Source organism: Dehalococcoidia bacterium, assembly GCA_035574915.1.
Lineage (GTDB): Bacteria > Chloroflexota > Dehalococcoidia > DSTF01 > WHTK01 > DATLYJ01.
This window is the reverse complement of the sequence record DATLYJ010000051.1, coordinates 1-26,653: the sequence shown is the minus strand read 5'-3', so window position 1 is coordinate 26,653 and position 26,653 is coordinate 1. Positions and strand designations below refer to the sequence as shown.

Annotated in this window: 25 protein-coding genes; 11 read left to right on the top strand and 14 right to left on the bottom strand. The window is 66.7% G+C overall.

Annotated features, from left to right (window positions below; translation table 11 throughout):
• On the bottom strand, positions 1–343 hold a 343-nt coding region (locus VNN10_04675), incomplete at its 3' end, for a hypothetical protein (protein ID HXH21302.1).
• Between the two features lie 731 nt (positions 344–1,074).
• On the opposite strand from VNN10_04675, the gene VNN10_04670 reads away from it, so the two are divergent.
• The 3 genes from VNN10_04670 to VNN10_04660 all read left to right on the top strand — a co-directional run bounded on the left by VNN10_04670 (position 1,075) and on the right by VNN10_04660 (position 2,819).
• A complete protein-coding gene (locus VNN10_04670) occupies positions 1,075–1,401 on the top strand; it encodes a hypothetical protein (GenBank protein HXH21301.1) in 327 nt (108 codons plus the stop codon).
• A 103-nt stretch (positions 1,402–1,504) separates the two neighbouring features.
• On the top strand, positions 1,505–2,143 hold the full coding sequence (locus VNN10_04665) for a DUF4352 domain-containing protein (GenBank protein ID HXH21300.1): 639 nt from the start codon (positions 1,505–1,507) through the stop codon (positions 2,141–2,143).
• Between the two features lie 250 nt (positions 2,144–2,393).
• Positions 2,394–2,819, top strand: a complete 426-nt coding sequence (locus VNN10_04660) for a ribonuclease HI family protein (GenBank protein HXH21299.1) — start codon at positions 2,394–2,396, stop codon at positions 2,817–2,819.
• A gap of 1,171 nt (positions 2,820–3,990) precedes the next feature.
• Here the strand turns inward: VNN10_04660 and VNN10_04655 are convergent.
• The 8 genes from VNN10_04655 to VNN10_04620 form a co-directional block, all read right to left on the bottom strand.
• Entirely contained in the window at positions 3,991–5,004 is a 1,014-nt protein-coding gene (locus VNN10_04655) for a serine hydrolase domain-containing protein (GenBank protein HXH21298.1), read from the bottom strand.
• Between the two features lie 113 nt (positions 5,005–5,117).
• Positions 5,118–7,352, bottom strand: a complete 2,235-nt coding sequence (locus tag VNN10_04650) for a CoA transferase (GenBank protein HXH21297.1) — start codon at positions 7,350–7,352, stop codon at positions 5,118–5,120.
• Positions 7,349–8,176: an amidohydrolase family protein gene (locus tag VNN10_04645; GenBank protein ID HXH21296.1), complete on the bottom strand. Its 828-nt coding sequence runs from the start codon at positions 8,174–8,176 to the stop codon at positions 7,349–7,351. Before VNN10_04645 ends, VNN10_04650 begins: the two co-directional genes overlap by 4 nt.
• A gap of 9 nt (positions 8,177–8,185) precedes the next feature.
• Positions 8,186–8,338, bottom strand: a complete 153-nt coding sequence (locus VNN10_04640) for a hypothetical protein (GenBank protein ID HXH21295.1) — start codon at positions 8,336–8,338, stop codon at positions 8,186–8,188.
• Between the two features lie 55 nt (positions 8,339–8,393).
• Positions 8,394–9,440, bottom strand: coding sequence for an NAD-dependent epimerase/dehydratase family protein (locus VNN10_04635; protein ID HXH21294.1), 1,047 nt, complete (start codon positions 9,438–9,440; stop codon positions 8,394–8,396).
• Positions 9,441–9,449: 9 nt separating this feature from the next.
• Entirely contained in the window at positions 9,450–10,703 is a 1,254-nt protein-coding gene (locus VNN10_04630; protein HXH21293.1) for a CoA transferase, read from the bottom strand.
• Positions 10,704–10,707: 4 nt separating this feature from the next.
• A complete protein-coding gene (locus tag VNN10_04625) occupies positions 10,708–11,874 on the bottom strand; it encodes an acyl-CoA dehydrogenase family protein (protein ID HXH21292.1) in 1,167 nt (388 codons plus the stop codon).
• Between the two features lie 24 nt (positions 11,875–11,898).
• The gene (locus VNN10_04620; GenBank protein HXH21291.1) at positions 11,899–13,065 is read right to left on the bottom strand and encodes a hypothetical protein; all 1,167 of its coding nucleotides are present in this window, start codon (positions 13,063–13,065) and stop codon (positions 11,899–11,901) included.
• 181 nt (positions 13,066–13,246) lie between these two features.
• Between VNN10_04620 and VNN10_04615 the strand changes: the two genes are divergently transcribed.
• The 4 genes from VNN10_04615 (at position 13,247) to VNN10_04600 (ending at position 17,199) form a co-directional block, all read left to right on the top strand.
• Positions 13,247–15,058, top strand: a complete 1,812-nt coding sequence (locus VNN10_04615) for an ABC transporter substrate-binding protein (protein HXH21290.1) — start codon at positions 13,247–13,249, stop codon at positions 15,056–15,058.
• Positions 15,059–15,080: 22 nt separating this feature from the next.
• The gene (locus VNN10_04610; protein HXH21289.1) at positions 15,081–16,175 is read left to right on the top strand and encodes a nitronate monooxygenase; all 1,095 of its coding nucleotides are present in this window, start codon (positions 15,081–15,083) and stop codon (positions 16,173–16,175) included.
• A gap of 6 nt (positions 16,176–16,181) precedes the next feature.
• Positions 16,182–16,613, top strand: a complete 432-nt coding sequence (locus VNN10_04605; protein HXH21288.1) for a hypothetical protein — start codon at positions 16,182–16,184, stop codon at positions 16,611–16,613.
• Positions 16,614–16,845: 232 nt separating this feature from the next.
• Entirely contained in the window at positions 16,846–17,199 is a 354-nt protein-coding gene (locus VNN10_04600; GenBank protein HXH21287.1) for a hypothetical protein, read from the top strand.
• Between the two features lie 81 nt (positions 17,200–17,280).
• Here the strand turns inward: VNN10_04600 and rimM are convergent, their stop codons facing one another.
• Genes rimM through ffh form a run of 4 tightly spaced genes read right to left on the bottom strand, consistent with a single transcriptional unit; the run spans position 17,281 to position 19,702 of the window.
• Positions 17,281–17,853, bottom strand: coding sequence for a ribosome maturation factor RimM (gene rimM / locus VNN10_04595; GenBank protein HXH21286.1), 573 nt, complete (start codon positions 17,851–17,853; stop codon positions 17,281–17,283).
• Positions 17,850–18,080 carry a KH domain-containing protein gene (locus VNN10_04590; GenBank protein ID HXH21285.1) on the bottom strand — a complete coding sequence of 77 codons (231 nt, stop codon included), beginning with the start codon at positions 18,078–18,080 and terminating at the stop codon, positions 17,850–17,852. Before VNN10_04590 ends, rimM begins: the two co-directional genes overlap by 4 nt.
• 6 nt (positions 18,081–18,086) lie before the next feature.
• Positions 18,087–18,329: a 30S ribosomal protein S16 gene (gene rpsP, locus VNN10_04585; protein HXH21284.1), complete on the bottom strand. Its 243-nt coding sequence runs from the start codon at positions 18,327–18,329 to the stop codon at positions 18,087–18,089.
• 50 nt (positions 18,330–18,379) lie between these two features.
• A complete protein-coding gene (gene ffh / locus VNN10_04580) occupies positions 18,380–19,702 on the bottom strand; it encodes a signal recognition particle protein (GenBank protein ID HXH21283.1) in 1,323 nt (440 codons plus the stop codon).
• 193 nt (positions 19,703–19,895) lie between these two features.
• Here ffh and VNN10_04575 point away from each other — a divergent pair, with 193 nt between their 5' ends.
• Positions 19,896–22,007 (top strand): APC family permease, encoded by a 2,112-nt coding sequence (locus VNN10_04575; GenBank protein ID HXH21282.1) that lies wholly within the window; start codon positions 19,896–19,898, stop codon positions 22,005–22,007.
• Between the two features lie 92 nt (positions 22,008–22,099).
• Entirely contained in the window at positions 22,100–22,927 is an 828-nt protein-coding gene (gene larE, locus VNN10_04570; GenBank protein HXH21281.1) for an ATP-dependent sacrificial sulfur transferase LarE, read from the top strand.
• Between the two features lie 68 nt (positions 22,928–22,995).
• On the opposite strand, the gene VNN10_04565 is transcribed toward larE, so the two are convergent.
• Entirely contained in the window at positions 22,996–23,676 is a 681-nt protein-coding gene (locus tag VNN10_04565; protein HXH21280.1) for a hypothetical protein, read from the bottom strand.
• 342 nt (positions 23,677–24,018) lie between these two features.
• Here VNN10_04565 and VNN10_04560 point away from each other — a divergent pair, with 342 nt between their 5' ends.
• Positions 24,019–25,812, top strand: a complete 1,794-nt coding sequence (locus VNN10_04560; protein ID HXH21279.1) for an ABC transporter substrate-binding protein — start codon at positions 24,019–24,021, stop codon at positions 25,810–25,812.
• 65 nt (positions 25,813–25,877) lie between these two features.
• Positions 25,878–26,653 (top strand): hydantoinase/oxoprolinase family protein (locus VNN10_04555; protein ID HXH21278.1); only part of this gene is annotated, 776 nt, incomplete at its 3' end.

Genomic DNA, 26,653 nt, shown 5'->3' with positions numbered 1-26,653 from the left:
CCTCCATCTGACTCATGCCCCACACCGGCTGTAGCTCCGTCCATCCCGTGGCGACGTCTATGAGGCAGAGGGTCGTCAGGTAGAAGCCTTCGGTGCTCTCGCCGCAATGCAACACGAGATCAGCCTGTAGCGACCCGACGGCCACATCCTTCCATTCACTCCAAGTCCTGATCGGCACCTCTGCCTTGAGGCCCGTCGAACTCGGCCTCTTCATCTTTGACTGGCGCATCCTGCGATAGCGCCCCAGACGCCGGTCGATCGTGGCGGCGCTCATATGGAGGAGGTCGCCCTTGACTTTTTCGGGCAGCGCAACCTCGCCGTGTCGCTCGAGGGCGTCGATCAAGTCCGGGAGTACCGGCCGTAAGAGCTTGCCGCACATCCGGTCTCCAGCCTCCCAGGCCAGAGCCAATGGCTCCAGGACCTCCGGCCCGTATTGCCTTGGCCTGCCGGGACTCCGGGACCTGGGCCGGCCGGGTCTGTTGAGGAGCCGAATCGCTGCCTTGCGGTGCATCCCTGTGCTCTCGCAGAACTCGTCCAGGATCCTCTTCTTCGCCTTCTTGTTAGCTGCCTGATAGCGCGGCCGCACGGATGCCGCGTACTCCTGTACCGACCGACGGGTCATGCTGCCTCCGGACTGGCCCCGCCTTATTTCGGTAACAGTAGTTTTGAGGCATCTTCACCCCGTTCGGTAACACTTCATATGAGGCAGATCGGAGCGTTGACCGCCTCAGGCCCCGAACATAAAGTTGGGGCAACGGCAGTCGCTGCCAGGAGGCCGCCTGGACCGGGAAGAACTCATCTCCCTGTCCGAGGCGGCGGCCGAATTCGGGTTCTCCCGGAGCTATCTGCGATACCTCGTCAGCCGTGGCATCGTCGAGGGCCGGAAGATAGGACGCAATTGGGTGACTACCCGAAAGGCCGTCGCCGAGTTCGCGAGGGACGAATTCAAACGAAGCAGGGACCCTCGCAAGTACAGGAGGCCAAACTTCAAGCGATAGCGCCTAAACTTTCCCCGCGACCTGCCGATTATCTCTTGCGAGGCATCTTGTCAAAGCTAAATCTGGAGGTCGCACATTGAATCAGCCGAGCCACCTGTACGAGACGTATGAACCCAGCCAGGTATCCGGCCCCACGCCTTCCGCCCAACCGCAGCAGGTGGACCTGTTCGCGAAGGGCACTGGCCTCTGGTGGCAGATCATTGGCTCGGCGGCGGCATCCCTGGTTGCCCTAGTCTTCATTCCGCTCCTCATGGGCGCCGTCGCCGTGGCCCTTGGGGGTTACGTCTTCTTTGGCCAGCAACGCCTAGAGGGCCAGAAGCCCCTTGGGTTCGCGCTGATGGTTGGCGGCGTCGCGGCTGCAGCGTGGGGCGTTTTGCTCGGCATGGCCGCCTCGGGTTACTAGCGACATGCGGGCTATCGTCGTTCTTGCGGGCCTGTTCCTCGTTTACGGAGCATACCGGGTAGCGCTCGTCGACTGTTCCGAGTCGGCCGGACTAACCAAGACCATGTGCGAGTCCATCCGAGGCGTGGATGCCGAACGTGGAGCCAGTCGCGTCGAAGCCGAACCCACCATTGGGCGCCGATTCGGGATTGGGGACACGTATGTTGCGGCACGCGACGGCTGGGCCATCACCGTGACGGATGCCTACGCGACGACGTCCATACCGGCAGGCCACTTTGGAAAGATAGCCCAAGGCACATTTCTGGTGCTAATCGTCGAGATGGAGAACATACGGACGGAGGCTCACGCTCTCGGGGCGAACCGCTTCAAACTCAAGGACGACCAGGGGCGCAGCTTCGAGCCATCAGCCTTCGACGAGGTCATCGGCAGGGGCGTCATAGGCAGCATCTCCCTCGGGAAGAATGTGAATCCTGGCCTTGCCCTTACGGGCATGCTGGCCTTCGACGTCGCCCCGAACGGCTCTGGATACTGGCTGCAAGTGATCGGCGGAGGGAGGATCGAGATCGGCGACGTTATCCAGGGCGAGCTGCACGTCGCGCCGGTGCAGAGTACGGATGTAACAAAACCGGGGCGACCCTCGGACGTGGTGGAACGCTGCATCACGGCCTATCCGGGCAAAGTGGATGAGAGCATCCGCAGGTACTGCCAGACGCTTCCGACGCCACCCGCCGTTAGCCGTTAGCAGCCGCCGTCTGGACACCCTACCCTCCTCACCGGTGTCCCTGCAAGAAGCTGCCCTCTGACTCGCCTTCTGCAAGGGCAGAAGTTGCCGCGCTCTAATAGCTATTTCTATGACGAACTGGTCGGTACCGAGACCCGTCCAGAATTGCTCGGCGACTTCTCCTCCCTCCTGAAGTCGTGTCAGTCGTCCGACACTACCTTATGCGGTGCTGAGGCTTCTACCCAGTACCAATGCCCAACGGAGGACAACCTTGGCTATCCCTGAGCTGCACCTGGCATATGTTGACGGCGCTTGTAGCGGCAACCCTGGGCCCATGGGCATCGGCGGTGTGATCTACAGCCCAGACGGACGCGTGCTCTTCGAGCTCAGCGACTCCAAGGGGCCAGGAACAAACAACCAGGCCGAGTACCTTGCCCTCATCGCAGTGCTTGAAGCCGCGAGACGACATGGCGTCAGCGCCATCGAGATCCGCAGCGACTCCGAGCTGCTCGTTCGCCAGGTGAACGGCATCTACAAGGTCAAGCACGAGGGAATCCGACCGCTTTACGAGCAGGCAACCAGGCTACTTGGACTCTTCGACGACTATCGGGTTGTACACATCCGGCGCGAGCAGAACAAGGAGGCGGATCGCTTGTCAAAGGCGGGACTGGAAAAGACCGCCGTATCGGGCGCTTGATTGTCTGCTTCTAGGTTCCTCTGGCAACAACACCATCACATGGTAGTAATAACTAGCATTCCACAGTGCCTTATGTGCACTACAGGCCTTATGTCATGTCCCGAATATCCTGTGTCCACTACGGTCCAGTATGTCTACCAATGCAGCCGGTTGATCAGGGGCATCTGGAGCAGGCTACTTCGGAGTTTTTGCTGGACTGAAGACAATGCATGAAGGTGGAGGGCACAGTGACCCGCGGTCAGGCCACTGTGCGAGTCCATGAAGTATGGAGCCGCGCGTGAAACTACTCGTCCCTCGGTCGCAGCGCCTCGCGACTAAGCTCGGCCTCGACCGCCGCCGCCAGTGCCCTCCCATGATGCCCGGCTAGGACTTTCGCTAGGGCGGTGAGGGCATACGCCCTCTCATCCTGGTACTTTCGGCCCGGGGGAGATTGTCCCCACGTTACACCGCCATCTCCGACAGCCACCTCGCGTGCGAGTCCGCGGCGCCCCTAACGGGGTATGTTGGGCCTATTGCCGACTGGAACCAACAATAAACGGACCTTGACCCTATGACCCACGGTAGTGACATGTACCTGACTACGTAGCCATTCTCTCCACCCAGAGCGGGTAATGAAACCCTTCGGCTGGTGCGGTACGACAATGCTCAGATGCGACGCGCCCAGACTGCACAGTTATTGCGCAGACCCCAGCGGTCGTCACCATAGATGATCTAGCAAGGACGGCTGCACTTGGGATTCCCAGTCTCGCCCGCGTCGAAACAGCACAAGAGCACTTCGGCAGCCAGCCAGTCCATGCCTGACATGGGGTCAGGGGCTCTCGCCATCAGACTGGAGTGACAATTACAGGGATTGCACCGAGAGCGCGAATCCACTCGGCAGTTAGACCACTCGAACTTCGAATCCCCTCGGGGTCGCCATCAGTCAACCCGCACCCTTCCGGTCCTGCGGCCCGAACGGCTTCCAGCCGTCTCGGAGGGCGCTCGGGTCACGACCTCGAGAGGGTGATCTGTATTCGGGTCCGCGCGCCGCCCGGCATCCATGCTCGGCCGCGCGGCCGGCGTCCGGCATGGCACCCTCTCCTGCGAACCGACGTGCGGCAATGGGCGTCGGCTCTGTAGAGCGCTCCGGCTGCGCTGCACGGCTTCGCGGATTCCGATCCTCGGGTGCACCTCAGGCGGGCAGGGCGCGCCGGAACAGGCGCCAGAACCCGCTGTCAAACGTCGTGCCGACATCCGTCGCGTCCTGGCCCGCTGGGCCGCCGTGGCGGGCGACTACGACGTGTTGGCCCGGCACGATGTAGATGCGCTTGTCACCCGCGCCGGCGGCCTGGACCATGTCCGCGGGCGCCTCCGGGACCAGCGCGCCGTCACGCTTCACGCCGCGCACGGTAAGGTGCGACCGTCTGCCGTTTAGCCACCAGAGGTAGCCATAAGCCAGGTTCAGGTCCTGCGAGCTCTCGAGCGACGCTCGCAGATAGGCCTTGTCCTTGAGGATGGCAGCGCCGTTCCATGTGCCGCCGGCCAGCACCATGAGTCCAAAGCGCGCCAGGTCCCGGGTCGACGCCACCCAACCCGTGAACGGCATGTTCGCGCGCATCTCCCAGCGCGAGTGGTCTGCTCCCGTCCTCCCCCAGACCAGGTCTCTCGTAAAGGTCTGGTGAGTGACACCCGTTGCCCTCTCGAGGACCGTTTTCGTCAGCTGGTAGGCCGGCGTGTTATACGCCCAGATGCTGCCTGGCTCGGCCGCGAACCGGAGGTCGTTCGTGAGACCACTCGTCATCGTGACCAGGTGACGGACGGTGATGCGGCCTTCCGTCTCGGGCGAGCGCGACCATCCCTTCCCCAAGTAGAGGTCGACCGGGTCATCCATCCGCAGGCGGCCCTCCGTCATCGCAATTCCGATGAGGACGGAGACTAGGCTTTTCTGGACGGAGAAACAGTCCGAAGCCGCTTCTATGCTCCCTTCGCCCCAGTAGCGCTCGGCGACGATCCGGCCGCGGCAGAGCACGACCATCCCTGTGGAGTTGGCCCTACCCGCGAACTCGAGCGCCTCCTCGAGCGCCTTCCCGTCCCAGCCCAGGTCCTCCGGCCCGACTCGCTCCCATGGCGCGCTGCCAGCCCCGGGGAAGTAGTAGTCCAGCGGAGGGGAGACAGTCATGCCGGGCTCCGCCTTGGCTTCAGGCATGGTCATACCTTCCTTCTTGTCTTGACTACAGCCCACCCATACCAGGCCCGCTGCCGGGCCCGCGAAAGCGGAAAGAGCCTGGCGTCGGGAGAGCCGCCTCATGCCGGGAAGCTCTAGCCGCGCGCCTCCACCGCCCTGCCGAGCACGAGAGAGGTGTGCTGTCCGGGAGACGGCGGCACTCCCGCGACCCGCTCCGAGGCGGGGTGCAGCAGCCAGGGCAGCCTCATGTACGTTGGCCGACCGCCCTCCTCCACTAGCAGTCCCCGCGCTCGTAGGTGCTCGTCACGGACGAGGTCGCTGGTGGTGTTGCAGGGCGCCGCGGCCACGCCGGCCGCCTGGCAGGCTGCCGCCGCCTCTTTCGGCGTCAGACCGCGCGACCACTCCTCGATCACTTGCCTCAGCTCGGCCCTGAGCTCCTGCCGCGACGCCGAGGTCGCAAAGCGAACGTCTGCGGCCAGCGACGCGCCGCCGATCACGGGCGCCAGCCGGGCCCATTCCTCGTCTGACCCAACGGCTATCGCGACCCAGGAGTCCTCCCCGGCGCAGCGATAGAGGTCATGTGGCGCATAGAGAGCATGGTAGTTGCCCCGGCGCTCCCAGGCCTCACCCCGAGCCGCCGCCAGCAGAGGCCGGAACAGCGTCGCCGCAGTCGCCTCCGTGAGCGAGATGTCGATCCTCCGTCCGATGCCCGTCGTCTCGCGTTCCCTCAGCGCTGCGATGGTTGCCGCCGCGGCCGCGTAGCCGGTCACCGGGTCCGACCAGAATCCGCCGTCCTCAATCCCGCGCGGCGGCCCGCCTTCGTAGCCGATGAGCGACGTAAGGCCCGAGTACCCCTGCGCAAGCTGGCCAAGCATCACGTGGTGGGCGTAAGGTCCCGTGCGGCCCATGCCCGAGATCGAAGTCATGACGAGGCGCGGGTTCACACGGCTCAGCTCTTCCCAGCCAAGCCCGTGCTTCTCGAGCACTCCGGTCGAGAAGTTCTCGATGAGGACGTCCGCTTCCTCTGCCAGAGACCGGACGGCGGCGCGAGCGCGCGCGTCGTTGAGGTCCTGCGTGAGCGACAGCTTGCCCCCTTGCAGCGTCCGGGCGAGGAACGGACGTCCAGCAGCATTCGCCGCCTGCGGCTCCCCGGGCGCCTCGACCTTTAGGACCGTGGCGCCCAGAGTCGCGAGAATGCGCGATGCGATCGGCCCGGCGAAGACCCACGTCAGGTCGAGCACCCGGACGCCGCCGAGCGGACCCTCTCGGGCGCGGATACCACGCCAGTCACGCCCGCCCCCGGGGCTGCCGCTGGAGGCCGGCAGCTTCCGAGGCGCGGCATCCGGCCGTGTTGGACCGAAGAGGTGGCCGGCCATGCGGACTCCTCCCGGGCCAGCCTCCCAGAACCCGCGGGCCTCGAGTTGGCGACACTCCAGGACCTCACCCGGCTCGAGCACCGGCTCGACGGGGATATGGGCGGCCTGGGCCAGGTCAGTCACCTCGCGCCGGGTCCTGGTGGTGGTCCATGAGTCGGTGACGGCCGCGATCTCCTCGGCGAGGCTAGCCTGAGGCTCGCCGCGACTCAGGCGGCTCCAAACCCCGGCCGCGTCTGGCCCGAGGAGTTGTAGCCAGGATCGCATGTGGTGCGGTCGCGTTGCCATCATCACAAGCAGGCCATCCGCAGACGGCAGGAACTGGCGACGTGCCCCCGGCCGGTCCGAAGCTAACCTTCCCGGTGACTTCCCGGTCTCGACAAACGTGGCGATGTTGTTGAACATCAACGAGGCCACGGCCTCCTGCGCCGACACCTCGACGTGCCTTCCCACGCCCTCGCGGTCACGCGCGAGCAGCGCCTCCAGGACCCCGAGGACAAGCACGAGGCCAGACAAGGGTTCCGTAACGTCGCCGGGGATTCCGAGGGGATGCTCCCGTTCCGGGTCCAGCACGCGCGGCGGTGTCCCGTAGCCCAACCCTCCGCTGTGGATGACCGTCAGATCCGTGCCGCGCCATGCCGCGCACGGACCGCTCTCGCCGAAAGGAGTGACCGCGGCGGTAATCAGTCGGGGGTCCAGGGACCGCAACTCATCCAGGGACGGTCGGAGCCCGTGGAGGTCCGCCCGCTGGCCGGCCCACAGGACCACGTCTGACCTCGACGCCAGCGCCGCGACCGCGCCGGGCGCCTCGTCCGGGTTCAGGAACCGTACCTGTTTGTGCAAGTCCAGCTCGGGCAGAGAGGCCGGCCCCCGCTCCCCGGCGACCACTTTTGTGACAAGCGCCCCGAGGACGCGCAGGTAGCGCGCGGCGTAGGACGCCGCCTCCCCGGAGGCAATCTCCAGCACCTGGAGGTCTCCAGGCATCTTTTCTGTCATGAGGCCGTCCCTTCGAGGTCCGCGTCCCATTTGTAGATGCGCTTCGCGTTCTCGGCGAAGAACAACCGTTGCGCCTCCGGGCGCAGTTCGAGCCCCTCGATTTCAGCGCGCGCCCGGTCCCAGGGGATGGTCGGATATTCCGTTCCGAACATCATCTTCTCCCTGCCGCGCGTGTTGATGAAATCGACAAGCTGCTGCGGCCAGTACCTTGGCGCCACGGAGGTGCAGGACATGAAGACATTGTCCCAGTGAGCCATCACAGCGATCGCCTCGTCCGTCCAGGGCTGGCCGGAGTGAGACATGATCAGGCGCAGCTCCGGAAAGTGGAACGCCACCTCGTCGTAGTACACCGGGTTCTGCACCCACCCCGGACGGCGCGGCCCGGGCATGCCGGCGTTCATCGAGACCGCGATATCGAGCTCGATAGCTTTCACGTAGAAGGGCCAGTAGACCCGGTCCGTCGGGGGAAGCGTCCAGCGGAAGGGCGGCATGCGCAGGCAGCGCACCCCGTACTTCTCGTAGTATGCGACCACCCGGCGGACTTCCTCCATGCCGCGCGTCGGGTCCGTAATCATCGCCGGCAGGACCTTGCGCGGGTAGCGCGCGTGGGCTCGGCCCACCCAGTCGGCATGCTCGGGCTGCATGATGCTGACCACGCAAGCGCCAATGTCTTGCGCATCCAGAGCTTCGAGCAGTTGCTCCGGCTCCTCGATGCGGCCGCGCTCGCCGAGGTCACGGAACAAGTGGCGCAGGCCGGCTCCTTGATCCTGATCGAGAAAAGTCGAGTTTATGAGCGAGTCGATAGCGCGCGGTCGCCCGGCCATGCTTCCTCCTCAGTCCCTGGGCAGGCCGAGGCCCCGTTGGGCGACGATGTTTCGTTGTATTTCGCCAGTGCTCTGCCCGTGCCGCGGCGGCTTGTTTTCGCGAAAGAAGGCGCGCACCTCCTCCCGGAACGCCTGGTCTTCGTGCGTGAACGTGGAGTCCATCCGGGCCTCCTTCTGCTCAGCCGCGGCAGCGACTGCACCTGCGGGCTCGCGCCGATTACTCGGCCGGCGGCGCCTCCTCCGAAAGCGCTTCCTTTATCGAAGCCTCTGCGCGCTGCCAGGCGGCGAGTATGCGCTCTTCGCGTGCATAGTCGAATCTGCCGCTCGCGCCTTCGCGCAGGTCCTCGGCTCGCGGCGGGTTTGCGGCAAGCCACCTCGCGGTCAGACGCGTCGCTTCCTCGACGTCAACAACGTCCCGGTAACCGAGCAGGTTGCGAGCCTTGGACATGTCGAGGATGAGGTTCGACTTCTCCGCGAGCGGGTAGACACCACGACAGAACTGCGCTGGCACGCCCACCAGCTCCATCCTGGACTTCAGCTCGTCGACGATGACTTCCGCCACCCGGCGCGCGCTGAGCACGCGCTCGTCTCCAGCGTTGAAAGCCTGACCGGCGGCTTCCGGCCGCGTGGCGCAGAGGTACACGAGGCGGGCGAGGTTGTCGATGTAGCCGCGCTGGAAGTAGGCAATCCCGTCGTGCGGCAAGATCATGAAGGGCCGGCTGTCCAGGACGCGCTTCACCACCGCCCACTCGTGGTTCAAGGGAGCGCGCGGCCCGAACACGCCCGGGTAGCGCACGATCACGACCTCGAAGTCCTGCCGTCCGTGCTGCTCGAAGAGCTGGTCCTCCCCCTCGGCCACGCGGCCGGTATAGCCGGAGGCGTCGTACTGGCGCTCCGCGAACTCGGGCACGGGCAGTGGGATGCGGCCCTCGGGCGTCGGTCGCGCGGCGCCGCGGTACACCGGCTGGCCGGTGATGCCTACCAGTCGTCGCGTCTTGCCTGCCAGCTCGACCGCGAGCGCCCGTAGGCGCCCCGAAGTGCACACGGCAATGTCCCACTCGCGCGCGCCCAAGTGGGTGTGGATATCTCCCTCGTCCCTGGCGTTGCCGTGAAGGTGCTCTACGGGCCCATCGAACTCCGCCTCGTGGGCGCCAGTGTGCATGATTGTCACGGAGTCTCCCTCGCGCAGGAAGTTGTTGACGATCGGCACACCCGTTGGGCCAGTCCCTCCCACGACCAGGACCTTTCGCCCGCCCCCGGCCATCTTCTCCTCCTAACCGACGGCGACCGCGCCCGCCGCCGCCAACCGGTCGATGGCCTCCTCGTCCAGGCCCGCCTCGACCAGCAACTCGCGTGTGTGTTTACCAAGGGGCGGCGGCGGGTCCTTTGCGGCTAGCGGCGTCTCGCTAAAAACGACCGGTGGCGCAACGACTGTTAGGCCGCCGACCAACTCATGCTCCAAGCGCACGTAGAAGCCGTTCTCCCAGGCCTGCCGGTCCTCGAGCACCTCGTCTTTCATCCGCACCGGCGCGGCTGGGATCCCGGCCTCCGTGAACGCCCGCAGCCAGTATTCGCTCGTTTGCTCCCTCAACTTCGACGCAACGCGCTCGTGCATGCGCTCGGCGTGCGCGCGGCCGTCCTCCGGTAGCCACCCCGGCTCAGTCACCCACCGGTCTTCGAGGTCTAGCAGCTTCAGCATGCGGAGCTGGTTCGGCCTGCCGCCGGCAGCGATCGCAATCGTGCCGTCGCATGTCGCGAAGAACCCGTAGTATGCCCGCCCGAAAGCGTCCGGCAAAAGCGACTGGCGGTGCGCGAGCACCTCCGCCCAGGACTTCCCCTCCACGAACGCCGTCTTCAGGTACTCGACGAACTCGTGGCGCCAGCCATCGATCACGTCTATGTGATTGAGGTGGTTGTTCTGCAACACCAGCGCCGCTTGCAGGAGCGAGACGTTGAGCTTCTGACCGCGGCCGCTGCGCTCCCTGTGGTACAGGGCCGTCGATATCCCCCAGGCCAGCAGCAGCGCGGCCCCGTAATCTACCAGCGGGTCGACCGGTGGGATGGGGCCGTTTGCCGTGAACTGCGAAAGGCCCGTATAAGCCTGGACGATGATGTCCATCCCCGGCGCGCCAGCCATGGGCCCGTCCTCGCCGAAGGCCGTGTTCTCGGCATAGACGACGCGAGGGTTGACAGCCGAGACGCTCTCGTAGTCGAGGCCGAAACGCTTGGCCTGGCCCGGGCGGAAGTTGGTGATCACCACGTCGGCGCCGTGCACCAGGCGGCGCACGCCCGCGAGCACTTCTGGATTGGATAGGTCCACCGCCATCGACCGCTTTCCGCGGTTCTTGTTCAGATACTGTCGCGCCTCACCGGGGATCACAGGACCGTTGCGCCGGGTCGCGTCTCCTTCCACCGGCTCGACTTTGATCACGTCGGCGCCGCCGTCCGCCAGGAGTTGAGCGCAGTAAGGCGCCGCGATGAAGCGGCCGAACTCGATTACCCGCAGGCCCTCGAATGGTCCCGGCATACCGTCAGTCTCGCGGCAGCCCGAGGCCGCGGGTCGCGATTACGTTTCGTTGTATCTCGCTTGCGCCCTGGCCAATCGTCGCCGAAACCGCCCCGAGGTACGTTGGTCCCCAGAGGTCGTCTACATCCTCCCGACCCTCGGTCAGCAAGCCGTAGAGGCCGTGATAATTGAGGATGAAGTTGGCGATCTTCTGGTCCGTCTCCGTGGCCAGGACCTTCTGGATCGATACCTCGTAGTTCGGCACCCAGCCGTTGCTCTGCATCCAGGCGACGCGATATGAAAGCAGGCGGGAGACCTCGACCGCCGTCGCGAACTCGGCGAGTTGCAGGCGCGCTACCCGATGACGGGCCTGCTGCCCCGTACCCTCGCCGGCGTTGCGCAGGGCGCGCACGCAGCGGTCCAGCAGCCGCCGGAGGTTCGCGATGCGGGCGATGCCGGACCGTTCGAAGTCCATCGTAGTCGCGTTGACGTACCACCCGCGGTTCTCCTCGCCGACGCGGTTCTTGATCGGCACCCGCACTTCGTTCAAGAAGACCTCGTTGAACGGCCGGCGGCCCTGCATGTCGTACAACGGCCGGATGTCCACCCCCGGCGCGTCCAGCGGCACTATGAGCATCGAGATGCCACGGTGCTTCGGGGCGTCCGTGTCCGTCCGCACGACGGTCCAGAGAAAATCCGAGAAGTGAGCGCCGCTGGTGAAGCGCTTCCGGCCGCTCACGACATAGGTATCGCCGTCGCGCACCGCCCGCGTCTCCACCGCGGCGAGGTCGGAGCCGGCGTTCGGCTCCGAGAGCCCCATTGCGAAGGAGATCTCGGCCCGCGCGATCCGCGGCAGGTACTCCTGCTTCTGCTCCTCGTCGCCAAAGATCATCAGAGAGGGCGCAATCTGCTGGACCGCCCGGCGGTGGTGCTCCTGCGGAGCGCCCGCGTAGGCCATCTCCTCCTGGTAGATCATTTGGTCGATGATGCTCCGGTTCTGGCCGCCAAACTCCTCCGGCCACGCGATGCCGAGCCAACCCCTCTCTGCCACCGCGTGCGAGAATTCCGGCGACCAGCCGGGAAGGCGATGCTTGCGTTGGTTTGCCCAGAACTCCGGCGTCAGCGTCCGCCGGAGAAAGTCGCGCACCTCCTCCCGAAAAGCCTCTTGTTCAGGGCTGAAGCGAAAGTCCATCGTTTCTCCGGCCGCCTCCCTGCTTCAGGACGCCCCGACGGCGCCCGCGAGACTCGAAATCAGCGCCGCGTAAGCGGTCGCCTGCCGGCTGAGTGAGCCTGCATCGACACTGGCCGGCCAGCGGTCGTCAGGGTGGTGGAAAAACTCGTTCTCGCCACGGATGAGTAATTGGCGGACGGTGCTGCCCTGGCTGCTCCTCACGATCGCCGACAAGCCTGCGTGCTGCAGCTCGGCCTGCGCTGCCTCGATAAGGCCTTCATCCGGCGACGTCAGCAATATCCCGCCAGGCGAGGCCGCGCCGATGTCGGCGCCGAGGCGTACCCAGGCGAAGGCGTCCCTCTCCAGGTAAGGCTCCTCGGCGAGAAGGCGGCGCAGGCCCAGGTCTCCAAGCTCGTGGCCACCGGTAGCTATGAAGACCGCGGGGCGCGCAGGGCGCGACCCGGCAAGGCCGCGGATTGCCTCCAGCCAGCAGGCAAGTCCGCCGCCGCGCTCGGCCGCGCAGTGCCACCAGCCCGTGAGCGGGGTCATCACTACCACCGGCGCGCGGCTTCCCACAACGCCGGCGATGCGTGCGATTACATTCCAGCCGGATGCCGGGATCCGCACCGCGGAGGCAACCAGCCTGGCATTCCTGCCCTGCCTCGCCCAGGCAGCGAGTTCTCCCGCATGGACGGAGGATACCTGGAGCGTCGGCGGACCGAAGGGCTGCTCGTACGCGTGCGCGTTCTTCGGGCAAAGGCCCGCCCTGTCGCCCATCGTGACGACCACCATCCCCACGGCGCGGCCTGCTGGCCTGGGTACGCGCGCTCCGCCGCTACCGTGGCCTGCCTCGACGAAAGCGACCCGGACGGCTGCTTCGGACTCGAGGTCGCCAAGGCGCCCGGTCACGCCCTCCCCATCCGTGAAGGCCGCGTCGAAGAGGGGCAGGCCATCGATGCGCCGCCCGTCCACCTCCAGCCAGCCCGCCACCGGCTCGACGCGTTCGAAGCTGTAAGGCCGCAGCTGGCACCTGACCCCGTGCTTGGCGGCCTCGCCAGCCAGCCACTCGCAGGTCAGACGCTCGACTTTGGTGCCGCTGCGGTGGCAGCCCAGGGCGTCGAACTCGCGCACGTAGCGCGCTACACGCGCCTCGCTTGCCTCGTCCCGGTCCCGGGCTGACACGTACTGGACTGGGGCAGCTGGCTTGCTCAACCGCGCGCCTCCGAACGCCATGCCCGGCGGGGACCACGAGGAGTGCCACCGGAATCGTTTCCGGATTCTAGGGGCGGCCCCGGCAGAGAGTCAAGGATATTCCCTGGGCGCTACTTGACATCCGTCCGGGCAAGACTCAATATGCGCCAAACATGGAATCGATTCCGGAGAGGCGGCCAGCGTGACAGGGAGCTATTGGGACAAGGTGATTAGGCAGCGCCTCATCAGCCGCCGGGCCGGCCTCATCGGCGCCGCCAGCGCTAGCATTGGCCTTGCGGCGCTTGCCGCTGGCTGCGGCGGCGACTCCGGGACCGGCGGGGAGCAGGGCGAGTCGCTCCTGACCAGGTCTGTCGACACTTCGAAATCCGCGAAGCCCGGCGGCGCTTTCAGGAGCTTCGTGGCTGCGGATGCCCGCGGCTTCGACCCGCACACCAACATCACCTCCACGTCAAGCGACGCCGTTGACCGCGTCTATGGACGCCTCACGCAGTTCGCGCCTGGCCTCAACGGGGAGTTCCCCAACGGCACAATCCTTCCCGAACACGCGGAGTCCTGGGAATACACCGCTGACCGCCTGCAGGTCACCTTCAAGCTGCGCACCGACGCCAAGCTTGACCCTCGCGCCCCTACGAACGGCAGGCCCGTTGACGCGCAGGACGTCATCTACAGCTGGGAGCGCATCGAGAAGATCCACCCGAACCGCAATGGCCTCGCCCACAGCGTCTCGCCTGATGCGCCAATCCTCTCGATGCAGGCGCCAGACAGCCGCACCGTCGTTGTCAAGCTCGCCTTCGAGTTCCCGGAACTGCTTTCCGACCTGAGCCGCGGTGGCCAGCGCTTCCTCATCCTCCCCCGCGAGGCCGAAGGCAGCTTCGACCCGAGGACCGATATCCGTGGCTCCGGCCCCTGGACGTTGAGCGAATACAAGCCATCGTCCTCCCTCACTTATTCGAAAAACCCCAACTGGTACCGGAAGGACCGGCCCTTCGTCGACAAGTGGGAGCAGCCCATCGTCACCGAGTACACGACGCGGCTGGCTCAGTTCAAGGCCGGAGCCATCTTCAACGCCGCCATCCGCCTCGAGGACGTGCTCCCCACGAAGCGCGACCTACCTCAACTCCAGCTGTACAAGGACGAGTGGAGCACGACCGTCGAGCCAACGATCCGCTTTGGCCTTGCCTCCCCTGACTCGCCGTTCTGGGACCAGCGCGTGCGCCAGGCCTTCTCGATGCTGATCGACCGCGAGACATGGATCCGCGTCTTCGGAGCCGTCGAGGAGTTCGAAAAGGCGGGCCTCCCCATCGAGACCCGCTGGATGACTCACGCCAGCGTCGAAGGTGGCGTCCTGCCTCATGAGAAGGAGTTCGGGCCAAACGCCAAGTACTACCAGCTCAACATCGCGGAGGCAAAGAAGCTCCTCAGCGCCGCAGGCTACCCTAACGGCTTCACAACCGACGTCCTGTACCGCTCCGACGGCCAGGCGGTCTTTTCGCGCTATGACGCGCTCGTCGGCATGCTCAAGGAAGGAGGCGGCCTGAACATCAACGTCAAGGTCGTCGACCGGGTCAACGAGTTCGACAGGCTGGTACGCCGCGGCCGTGGCGATTGGAACGGCTTCTCCTTCGACGTCGGCGCCGCCTCCCCCTCCATTGCTGCCTTCCTCTGGCGCCGCTACGCCAACACCGGCACGGTGTTCGCCGGCTTCGACCGCGACGGCAAGGACCGCCTGCGCGGCGACCCGTACGTAAACGAAATCACAAACAAGATGGTGCGCGAGTCCGACGCCCAGAAACGCCAGTCCCTCATCGATGACTTCGTGCGCTACATGGCGGATAAGATGTACGAGGTTCCGGCCGGCGGCCAGGCCCTCGGCTTCCGGCTGGTCTGGCCCGTGATTCAGAATTTCGGCGTCTTTCGCGCCATCGTCCCCCAGCAGGAGAGCGACATCCACCTCTGGCTGGACCAGGCCAAACCGCCACTCGCGAGCTCATGACCCCCAACCCGGAGGCGCCCCTGTGACAACCGCATCCAGCCTGCACACCCCCGTCTGCGACCTGCTTGGGATCGAATACCCGGTCTTCGGCTTCAACCACAGCATCGACGTCACTGTCGAGGTGTCAAGAGCTGGCGGCATCGGCGTCTACGGGGCCACACGCCGGACTCCGGAGGAAATTCGCCAGGACCTCCGGACCATCCGCGAGCGCCTTGGCGACAGGCCCTTCGGGGTTGACCTGGTGCTGCCCTCAGGCATGCCAGAGCGGAACAACCGCGAGGACATCGAGGCCCAGATACCGGACGGCCACCGCGAGTTTGTCGAGGGCATCTACGACAAATATCGCGTGAAGCGTGACCGCCTCCCGGGCGCCCGATCTCGCTTCGTGCGCTCCAACGAAGTGGCGCACCGCCAAATAGAGGCCGTCCTGGAATCGGACGTTGACCTCTTCGCCTGCGGCATAGGCAGCCCGCCGGAGGCGATTGCTGCCGCTCACGCGAAGGGCAAGAAAGTCGTGTCCCTCGTCGGGGCGCCGAAGCACGCGCGCCGGGTCAAGGACGCCGGCGTCGATATCATCGTCGCCCAGGGCTACGACGCCGGCGCTCACACCGGAGAGATCGGCACCTTCTCGCTCGTACCTCAGGTGGTCGACATCGCCGGCGACACGCCCGTGCTGGCTGCCGGGGGCGTCGCCACTGGCCGTCACGTAGCGGCCGCTCTGGCGATGGGCGCCCAGGGCGTTTGGATCGGCACGGCCTGGCTCTTTACGAAGGAGAACCACACTGACCCCATCATCCTGCAGAAGCTGATCGAGGCCGGGCCGGAGGACACCGTGATCTCGCGCGCCGACAGCGGTAAGACGCTGCGCCAGATCCGCACCGCCTGGAGCGAAGAGTGGGCCCAGGAGGAAGCGCCGCGGCCCTTGCGCATGCCCTACCAGGACATCCTGGTCGGCGACCTGCTCGGCGCGATACAGCGCCAGCGCGTGGAGCCGCTAATGCACAGCCCGGCGGGCCAGGGCGTCGCCCACTTCCGGGCGGAGACGACAGTCGCTGCCGTGATGGAACGCTTGCTCGCTGAGACCCAGTCGGCCCTGACCCGTCTGCGCGTGCTCTGAAGCCCCGTGGCCATCGCCCGTGTCTTCTTCGACGTCGACAACACACTCATCACCTGGGACCATCGGCTGAGGCCGTTCGCGCGCGAGGTGTTCGCCGCCCTGCACGCCGCCGGCTTCGAGCTCCACGTTTGGTCCGGCACGGGCAGGCGCCCTGAGGTCCTGCACGTCCACGGCCTCTGGCCACTTGTCGCCGGGTGCTACGAAAAGCCCCTGAGCCGGCACTTCGAGCGCCTGCCCGAACTCGGTGTCCCCTGCCTGCCCGACCACGTGGTCGATGATGACGAGGAGATTGTTTCCGTCTTCGGCGGCACCCTCGTCTCCGTCCCTATCGAGCCCCTCTCCGAAGACCGCGAGCTCTTGCGTGTCCTCGACGACCTTTGGCGCCGATTCCCGCCTCAGGACCGCCCGGCAGCCTCGCCAGCGGCGGAGAGCGATTGAAGCAAGGCGGTTCCGACCAATATTTCATATGGCGACCTCCGGCAGGCCGCTCCGCGTTCGTTGCCCTGAATGCAGAGCAGGCAATGACTTCGAGGCAGTCCACTGCACCTCCTGTGGCGCCTTCCTCAAGGAGGGAATTCCCGGCTACACACCGCAGGGTCAGACGGCGGCGCAGTCGCCGCCAGTGCTATCGGCCGACACCGCGGCCGCTCGCTGGTCCTTGGCCAGGACCATGGCGCTGGCGGGCTTCCTCGCCGTCGCAGTAGGAGCGGCCCTCCCCTGGACGGATGGGAGGGCCAGGCTGGAGGACCAGGGCGGCTTTGCCCTCGTCCTCGCCCTTTTGGGCATCGCGCTTCTGGTCGTCGGCCGCACGAAGGCGGCCGTCGTCGCTGCCGCGGGCGGCGCTGCTGCTGCCGCCGTCGTCGCGCTACTCGAGCTCGCGAAGGCGGCCGACATGGAGCAGGCCTCCCTCGGTTCGCCGTTCGGCCCGGGGGTCGAGGCCGGCCTTTGCGTCACTGCTCTTGGCGCCCTGGTGGCCGCCCTTTGCGCCGCGGCGGAGGCCAGGGATGCGCCTGGACGCGCCTGAACCTGGCGCCGAGCCGCCCGCCTGCGCGCGGAGCTCGCGGCGCCCGCAGGTCCCTGCTCTCGAGGTCCAGTCGCTGCGTCGTCAGGCGCGGCGTCGGCGTGTTCTCGGCGCCCGGCGGGCCTGACTCGCCGGGGGCCGCGTCCACTCCAGCCCCTCGATCACCTCTACGACCATGCGCCCGCCCGTTATGTCCACTTCGCGCACGACGTCGTCCGTCGCCGGCAACAAGAGTTCGCCGCGCTCGCTCTTCACGACGAAGACGTCGTTCGAGCCGGTCGAGAAGATGTCCTGCACCACGCCGAGCGTCTCTCCGGCCGGCGTCACCGCCTTCAGGCCGATGAGGTCGTCCCGGTAGTAGGTGTCCTCGCCGAGGTCCTGGAGACGAGGGGCCTGCAGCGCGCGGCCCCTCAGGCGCTCCGCGGCTGCCCGGTCGCTGACACCCTCGAGAGTGAGGAGAAGGGCCTTACCCTGGACTCGGCTGCGCACCACGCGAACCGGGGCGCCCTCCAGCCACAGCGTCGCCCCCTTCTCGAACCGCTTCGGGAAGTCGCTCGAGACCTCGACTCGGACCTCGCCGTGCACGCCGTGAGGCGCGACGATGCGGCCGACCGTCACCGCCGTCTCGGGATCAAACTCTGGGGCCTCGGGGGTCAATCTCCGATGTCGAGGACGGCGCGCGTGTCCTGCTTCGCGGCGGCGACCTTCAGGAGCGCGCGCATGGCTTCGGCGACGCGGCCGCCGCGCCCGATCACCTTCCCCATGTCAGACTCCGCCACATCCAGGTGCAGTACATGGCGGTGCCCGTCGAAGTCGTCCGTCACTACCACCTGGTCCTCGTGCTCGACCAGGTTTCGCGCCATGTACTCGACGAGCTCCTTCATTGACACCTAGCGCTCGATTCCCTGCGCCTTGAGCAGCCGCGAGACCGTGTCCGTCGGCTGGGCGCCTTTGCGCATCCAGTCCCGCGCCTTCTCAGCGTCGATCTCGATGACCTTCGGCACCAGGCGCGGATTGTAGTGTCCGATTACCTCCACCACTGCCCCATCGCGGGCGGCCCGGGCGTCCGCGACGACGACGCGGTACGTGGGCTGCTTCTTCTTTCCCACCCGCGCCAGCCGGATCTTCAGCATCTGTCCTCCTGTCGGCTCTCGCCGATTATCTCGCGACTGCCCGCTTACCGCTAGCGGATGCCGAGCAGGCGCGCCATGCGGCCGGAAGCCATGCTCTGCATCATCTTCCTGGCTTCCTTCCACTGCTTCAGCAGTTGGTTCACGTCATGAGGCGTCGTGCCGCTTCCCGCGGCGATCCGCCGCCGCCGGCTGCCATTGATGATCTCCGGATGCTTGCGCTCCTCCGGCGTCATCGAGAGGTACACCGCCTCGGCGTGCTTGAAGAAGCTGTCGTCCAGGTTCGTGGCCTGAAGCTTCGCCTTCACGCCGCTCAGACCGGGGATCATGCTCAGCAGGTCGCCGATGTTGCCCATCTTCTGCACCTGGCGCAACTGCATGAACATGTCGTTGAGGTCGAACTGACGCGCCTTCATGCGCCGGCCCATCTCCACGACGGTGTCCTGGCCGATGGCCTCCTGGGCGCGCTCGATCAGAGTCAGGACGTCTCCCATTCCCAGGAGACGCGACGCGAAGCGCTCCGGATGGAACGGCTCGAGGGCGTCGGCCCGTTCGCCGGTGCCGATGAACTTCACCGGCAGGCCGGTCATCGCCCTGATCGAGAGCGCCGCGCCGCCACGAGCGTCGCCGTCCAGCTTGGTGAGCACGAACCCGGTGATCGGCGCCGCCTTCCCGAACTCCTCTGCCACGTGGACGGCTTCCTGCCCCGTCATTGCGTCCACGACGAGCAGCGTCTCATGGGGCTTGAACGCCGACTCCAGCTCCTGGATCTCCTCGACGACGTCCTCATCCAACTGGAGATAGCCGGCCGAGTCGACGATGATCGCGGTCGCCGCGACGCGCCTTGCCTCCGCGATGGCCTCGCGCGCGAAGCGAGCGCGGTCGCTGAGGTCGCCGGTAAAGACGTGGAGCCCAAACTGGCGGCCCAGCGTCTGCAGCTGCTGGCTGGCCGCGACGCGGTAGGGGTCGGCCGCCACCAACATCGGCTTGCCGCCCTGCTTGCGCAGGTACAGCCCGAGCTTCGCCGCGAAGGTCGTCTTGCCCGCTCCCTTGAGTCCAAGGAGCAGGACCACGCTGGGCGGCGTCGGGGCAGTAACGAGCGTTGCCTGTGCGCCCCCCAGCATTTTCGTCAGCTCTTCGTTGACGATCTTGATCACCTGCTGCGGCCCCGTCAGGGACTGCAGCACCTGCGCGCCCAGGGCGCGTTCCCGCACCGAGTTCACGAACTCGCGCACGACGCGGAAATTCACGTCCGCCTCCAGCAGCGCGACCCTCACCTCGCGCAGGGCCTCGTCGAGGTCCTTCTCGGTAACGGTGCCGTGGCTGGAAAGGCGGCTGAATACGCGCTGAAGTTTCTCGCTAAGCGCGTCAAACATAGGCGATATCAATTGTAGGAGCCTGCCTCGGAGGGGGTCAAACAAAGGATGTGCGGGGACCAGGACATCCGGCCGGCCCGCTTCTCGCTTCCGGTCGCCGTCCCTTGGTCCAGCCCATCTACCCAGGTTTGCAATTAGACTCACCCGCGTCGATGATCGATTGTGTCGGGCGAGTTCGCAGACAGGAGAACCGATGGCCCAGCGCGGCGAGCCGGGCGGCAAGGACGGAGAGAAGCCGGCCGAACGTGAGCCCGAACCGAGCGTAGTCCGCCTCGAACGGCGGCGCCCTCCTGCCGAGGCCGGCCTCTTCGAGCGCGTCCGCACCAGCCGCGCCGGCGAGCGCACTCTCCGCCGCGAGCGAGCGAGCGAGGCGAAGCTCCGCCGCATTGGCGAAGCCGAGTACGAGGCGACGCCCCTCGCCATCAGGCCGGAGACCCGCCTGGGACGCTTCTGGGCCGCGACGCGCGCCCTCCTCATCGGGCCCCCGCTCGCTTCAGCCCAGCTAGCTCACGAGCGCCTGAGCAAGGTCAAGGCGCTCGCCGTCTTCTCATCGGACAACCTTTCGTCCTCCGCTTACGCCACGGAGGAGATGCTGCTGGTCCTCATCCTCGCCGGGACCGGCGCGCTCGTGGATGCCATGCCGATCTCGGTCGCCATCGCCCTCCTGGCAGCCATCGTCGCCACTTCGTACCGCCAGCTCATCCGCGCCTACCCCGGGGGTGGCGGCGCCTATCAGGTGACGAAGGAGAACCTCGGCGTCCTCCCTTCCTTGCTCATCGGCTCCACCCTCTTCGTCGACTACGTCCTCACGGTCGCCGTGTCGACTGCCGCCGGCGTAGCGGCCGTCACCTCGGCTGTGCCGGACCTGTTCGACTTCCGAATAGAGCTCGCGATTGCCTTCGTTGCCCTCCTGACCCTCGGCAACCTGCGCGGCATCCGCGAGTCCGGCACCCTCTTCGCCGTGCCCCCTTACTTCTTCCTCCTGACATTCGGCGGCATGCTGGTCGTGGGCATCGTTCGCCTCGCCCTAGGCGACGACCTCACCGCCGGCGAGCCGCCCCACCCTGTCGAGGCCGGCACTCAGACTCTCAGCGTGTTCTTGCTGCTGCGCGCCTTCGCCTCCGGCTGCGCAGCCCTCACGGGGATCGAAGCCATCGCCGATGGCGTCCCGTCGTTCAAGCCGCCCGAGGCGAAGAACGCCTCTACCACCCTCATGTGGATGGCGGGCATCCTCTCCGCCTTCTTCCTGGGCACGACTTTCCTCGCCACACAACTCGAGGTACGGCCTTCAGAGACGCAGACGGTCGTGGCCCAGATCGCCCACGTCGTCTTCGGCGGTGGCGTCCTGTTCTACGCCGTGCAGGTCGGCACGGCGATGATCCTCGTGCTCGCCGCCAACACCGCCTTCGCCGGACTGCCCACCCTGGCGTCCGTAATGGCCCGCGATGGCGTCGCCCCGAAGCAGTTCAGCTTCCGGGGCGACCGGCTTGCCTTCTCGAACGGCATCCTCGTCCTCGGGCTCGCTTCGGCGGCCGTGCTCTTCGCCTTCGACGCCAAGACGCACAACCTCGTGCCCCTCTACGCCTTCGGCGTGTTCACCGCCTTCACTCTCTCCCAGGCCGGGATGGTCGTCTACTGGAAACGCAGCAAGGAGCCCGGCTCTCGCGGCGCGTTGATCATCAACTTCGTCGGCATGGTCGCGACCGGGATCGTCGGCGTCATCGTCGGGGCCACGAAGTTCGTCGACGGCGCATGGTTGTCCATGACGGCGATGGCCCTGATCCTCCTCTTGCTCTGGCGCATCCGCGTGCACTATCGCGAGGCCCAGGCGCAGTTGGGCCAGGGCCTCGCCACCGAGGAGCACGTCGCCGCCCAGTACTACAGCACCGCGGCCAAGCGCGTGCAGCCCATCGTCCTGGTCCCGATCGAGGAGATCGACCTCGCCGCCCTGCGCACTGTGGCCTACGCGCGCTCCCTCTCGCAGAACGCCGTGGCCATCCATGTCTCCGACAGCCGCGAGAGCGCAGAGGCCCTGCACCGGCGCTGGGAGGAGTCTGTGCCCGACGTGCCCCTGGTGATCGTGGAGTCGCCCTACCGCTCGCTGGTAGAGCCGATCATCGCCTACCTTGACCGCGTCGAGCGCACCCAGCCTAACGCCATGATTACGGTTGTCCTGCCGGAGTTCATTACCCACCGCCCCTGGCAGCAGTTCCTCCACAACCAGCTCTCGCAACGCCTGAAGAAGGCCCTCATGGACCGGCCCAACACCGTAATCGTCGAAGTCCCCTACCACCTCACGCGCTAACTGCTTGCATCGCCGCCGCGGACCGCAGCTTCGCTCGGACGAACGCCGGCAAGCGGGGACGATGGCGGCTGCGACACTGCTAACATAGCCCCGTGATCGCACCCGGCCTCCAAGCCAAGCACGACCACCTTCTCGGCCTGCTGCGGGAGATGGGCTCCGCCGTCGTCGCCTTCTCCGGCGGCGTGGACAGCACCCTCGTGGCCGCCGCCGCCTTCGATGCCCTCGGGCCCAGGGCCCTCGCCGTCACGGGCGTGTCCCCCGCCGTCCCGGCGAGCGAGGTCGAAGAGGCGAAGGCGCTCGCCAGGCTCATCGGCATAGAGCACCGACTCATCGAGACCCACGAAATGGACCGCGCTGGTTATGTCGAGAACTCCCCTCAGCGCTGCTTCCACTGCAAGGACGAACTGTACGGGCTCCTGGAAGCCATGACCCGCATCGATGGCTACGACTTCGTGGTCGACGGCTGTAACGTAGACGACCTCGGCGACCACCGCCCCGGCCGCCAGGCTGCGACCCTCCATAACGTGCGCAGCCCGCTTGTCGAGGCCGGCCTGACGAAGGCGGAGGTCCGCGAGCTTTCGCGCGAGCGCGGCCTCCCCACCTGGGACAAACCCGCCATGGCCTGCCTCGCCTCGCGCATCCCCTACGGCTCCCCGGTCACCGTCGAAGCGCTGGACCAGGTCGAAGCGGCGGAGGAGTTCCTGCGTTCCCTCGGCCTGCGCCAGCTCCGCGTCCGCCACCACGGCCAGGTCGCCCGCATCGAGCTGGACGAGGCCGGCATGTCGGTGCTCATGCGCGGCGGACGGCGCCAGGCCGTTAACGCCCGGCTCCGCGAGCTCGGCTTCACTTATGTCACGCTGGACCTGGGCGGCTTCCGCTCCGGCAGCATGAACGAGGTCCTCAAGCCCCACGCGACCTGACGGCGGCGGCGCACGGCAAGAAGGCCCCCCTTTTCGGGAGGCCTCTCGCCGGCGGGGTACCTCTACCTTTACTGGCTGCTCGAAGGCGTCGGCCTCGCGGACGGCGCGCCGCCTCGAGGACCGCGCGGCCCACCGAAGGCCTTGCCCAGGCCCGGGCGGTCGATCAGCTGGTCGATGTGCTGTGACAGGCGCTCCAGCATCTGGTTAGCCTGCGCCTGGGTGATCTCGCCCGCCGCTACCTTGCTCTGCAGCTGCGCGCGGTGTTCGGCAGTAATCGCGTTCTTCAGCGCCTCGCGCGAGACGCCGCGCTCGGCCGCGATCTGCGCCAGGCTCTTGCCCTGCTGCAGCTCCGCCCTCACCGTCTCGACCGAGATGTTGCTCACCCGCGCCGTAATCTGAACCACGTCGACCGCCAGGCGGACGGCCTTGGCGCCGATCGCCCGCCCGGGGAAGCCCAGACCTTCACCGATGGGCGCGCTCCTCATGCGCTCGGCTTGCGCCTGAGTTATCTGGCCGGACGCCAGCATCTCGTCGATAAGCTGGTTCCGCGCGTCCGTGACGGCCGTCTTCAGCTGCTCCGGGCTGATGCCCAGGCGCTGCGCCAGCAGTTCGGCGAACCGGGATGCAGCGCCCGCCGGGCCTTCCTGGGCCGAAGCCGTCCCGCCCGCGGCCAGCACGGCGAAAGTGAGCGCTCCTCCGGCGATTAAGGCGCCAGCGGCGCCCAAGCCCCACTTGATCCACTTCATCAACCACTACCTCCTACTGCGGTGGGTTCGGACGGCGGTCTCGCCGTCTCCACGATCAGCATCCTCCCGCGCGGGCCGGCAGGAGTTATGCGCTTCAGAAGCGTCTGTAAAAAGAGTCACAAACGGTCCGGAAATGGTCCGAATGGCCCACCCTTCGATGCGCCGCATCAATCGCGACATTGAATAGGAATTGCAATTGACAGGAGTGGTCTCTCCCTCTAACCTTGCGCCACTTTCACCACAGCGTCCGGGAGCAGAGGCCAAACGATGTCGCGCGCGAGCTACTGGAAACGGTTCCAAGACACGAGGGTCGGTAGGCGGAAGGTCCTAGTCAGCGGCGCCACATTGGCGAGCGCCGCGGCCGTGCTCGCGGCCTGCGGCGGGGGCGATGGCTCGCCGTCAGCGCCCAGGGACGCCAGCGGCCTGCTTTCCTTCCCCGTCGATACGACGGCGAAGGCGAGGCCAGGCGGCACCTACAAGGGCTACTTACCCAGCGACGTCCCCTCCATGGACCCGCTGTCATCGAACTCCGTCTTCACCCAGGCGTATGTCGCCTTTGGCACCTATCCGCGACTGCTGAAGTTCGCTTACGCCAAACACCCGGATAGCCCAACCGGCGAGCTCGAGGGTGACGCCGCCGAGTCCTTCGAGATGAGCGGCGACAAGCTGCAGCTCACGATGAGAGTCCGCCAGGGCATGAAGTGGGACAGCCGCACCCCAACCAACGGCCGCCTGCTGGACGCGGACGACGTCGTCTTCAGCTGGAACAAGTTCGCCCGCATCAGCCCCTTCGCCACCGAGCTCGTGTACAAGGCCGACACCAACCCAAACGCTCCCGTCGAGTCCATCTCCTCGCCAGACCCGCGCACTGTCATCTTCAAGCTGAAGGCTCCGGACGCTTCCACGCTGCCGCTCTTCGCCTACCAGCGAGGCTTCTGGGTGATGCCGCGCGAGTCCGACGGCGGCTTCGACCCCAAGGGCGAGGTAAGGGGCTACGGGCCCTGGCTCCTCGCCGACCACAAGCCCTCCGCCAGCTTCACCTGGAGCAAGAACCCCGACTACTACGTCCGGGGGCGCCCTTTCTACGACCGCATCGAGCAGCCCATCGTCCCCGAGTACGCGACGCAGCTGGCGCAATTCAAGGCCGGGAATATCTACCCCGGCGTCACGCGCCAGGAGGACGTGGTCCAGACCAAGCGCGATGTGCCCGCATTGGAGATGCGGCAGGGCACCAATTTCACCACGGCGATGGGCTTCCTCTGGTTTGGCTACGAGGGCAACTCCCCCTTCAAGGACGTACGCGTCCGCCAGGCCGTCGCCCTCCTCTACGACCGGGAGACCCTCATCGACGTGGTCGGCAACCGCGAGCGCTTCCGGACCGATGGGCTGGAGGTGCCCGCCCGCTACAACACCGTCGTAGCCGGCGGGTGGGAGGGCTTCTGGCTGGACCCCCAGGACGAGAAGAAATTCGGCGACGGGGCGAAATACTTCAAGTCGGACCCCGCGGAAGCGAAGAAGCTCCTCTCGGCCGCCGGATTCGCCAACGGCCTCGACACCGAGCTCATCTACAACGGCGCCACCAATTACGGCACCACCTACCACAAGATCGCCGAAGTGCTCGCCGGAATGTTCAGCGACGGTGGCGTCCGCGCGAAGCTAGGGCCCAAGGAGTACCAGAACGACTGGCTGCCCAACTATTACTACGCCTACTCGCAGGCCGCGAACCCCGGCAAGGCGCCGCCCGGCTTCAACGGCATCGGGCATGTGCCAGGCACCGTGTACCCCACCGTGGCGAGCGCCATCTTCGCGAACATGCACAAGGACGGCCTCCGCTTCCACGGCCTCACTCCGGACGGGCGCAACGCTCACCTCGGCGACCCCGAGGTCAACAGGATGATCGAGCGCATCCGCCAGGAATTCGACCTCAAGAAGCAGCAAGACCTGGTGCACGACTTCCAGCGCTTCATGGCGCCCAAGGTCTACAACATCCCGGACAACGCCACCTTGGGCTTCGGGCTAAACTGGCCGATCCTCCAGAACGTCGCCGTTTACCGCAACTGGACCGGCGGCGTCGCCACCACCGAAGGGAATCTGCACATCTGGCTCGACGACACAAAGCCGCCGGCCCGCAGCGCCTGAGCGCCAGCCGAGGCGCCTGACCTCACCGGGGAAGCGCCGGACCCCGCTGATATACTCGGCGGGCGATGGCGCTTCTCGGCGTGGATGTCGGCGGCACCTTCACCGACTTCTACTTCCTGGACGGCGGCCGCATCCAGGTCCACAAGCGCCCCTCGACGCCCTCCAGCCCCGCCGACGCCGTCCTTGCCGGCATCAGCGAGAACGGCTGGCGCCCCTCCGAGGTCGTACACGGCTCGACCGTTGCCACCAACACCGTGCTCGAAAGGCGCGGCCCCCGCACCGCCTTCGTCGCCACCCGCGGCTTCAAGGACCTCCTCGCCATCGGCCGCCAGGCGCGCCCGAAGCTCTACGACCTCGAGCCGTCCCGCCCGCGGCCGCTCGTGCCCCGCGACCTCTGTTTCGAGGTCGACGAACGCGTGGCGCATGACGGCGCCGTCCTGCGCCCGCTTGCCCCGGACGAAGCCCGGCGCATAGCGGATTCCGTCGCCGCCGCCGGAGCGGAGGCGGCCGCCGTTTGCCTGCTCTTCTCCTTCCTCGCACCCCAGCACGAGGCCGCGCTGACAGAAGCTCTGCGCGCCCGGGGTCTCGACGTGTCCGCCTCCCACGAGGTGCTCCCTGAGTTCCGGGAATACGAGCGCGCCAGCACTACCACCCTGAACGCCTACGTCGCTCCCGCCGTGCGCGGTTACCTGAAGCTCCTGGAGGGCGGGCTCGCGCGCACTGGGGCGCCCCTGCTCCGCGTCCTGCAGTCCAGCGGCGGCGCGGCCACGGCCGCGCAGGCCGCGGCCCTGCCCGCTGCCCTGCTGCTCTCCGGGCCCGCGGGTGGCGTCGCCGGGGCCTT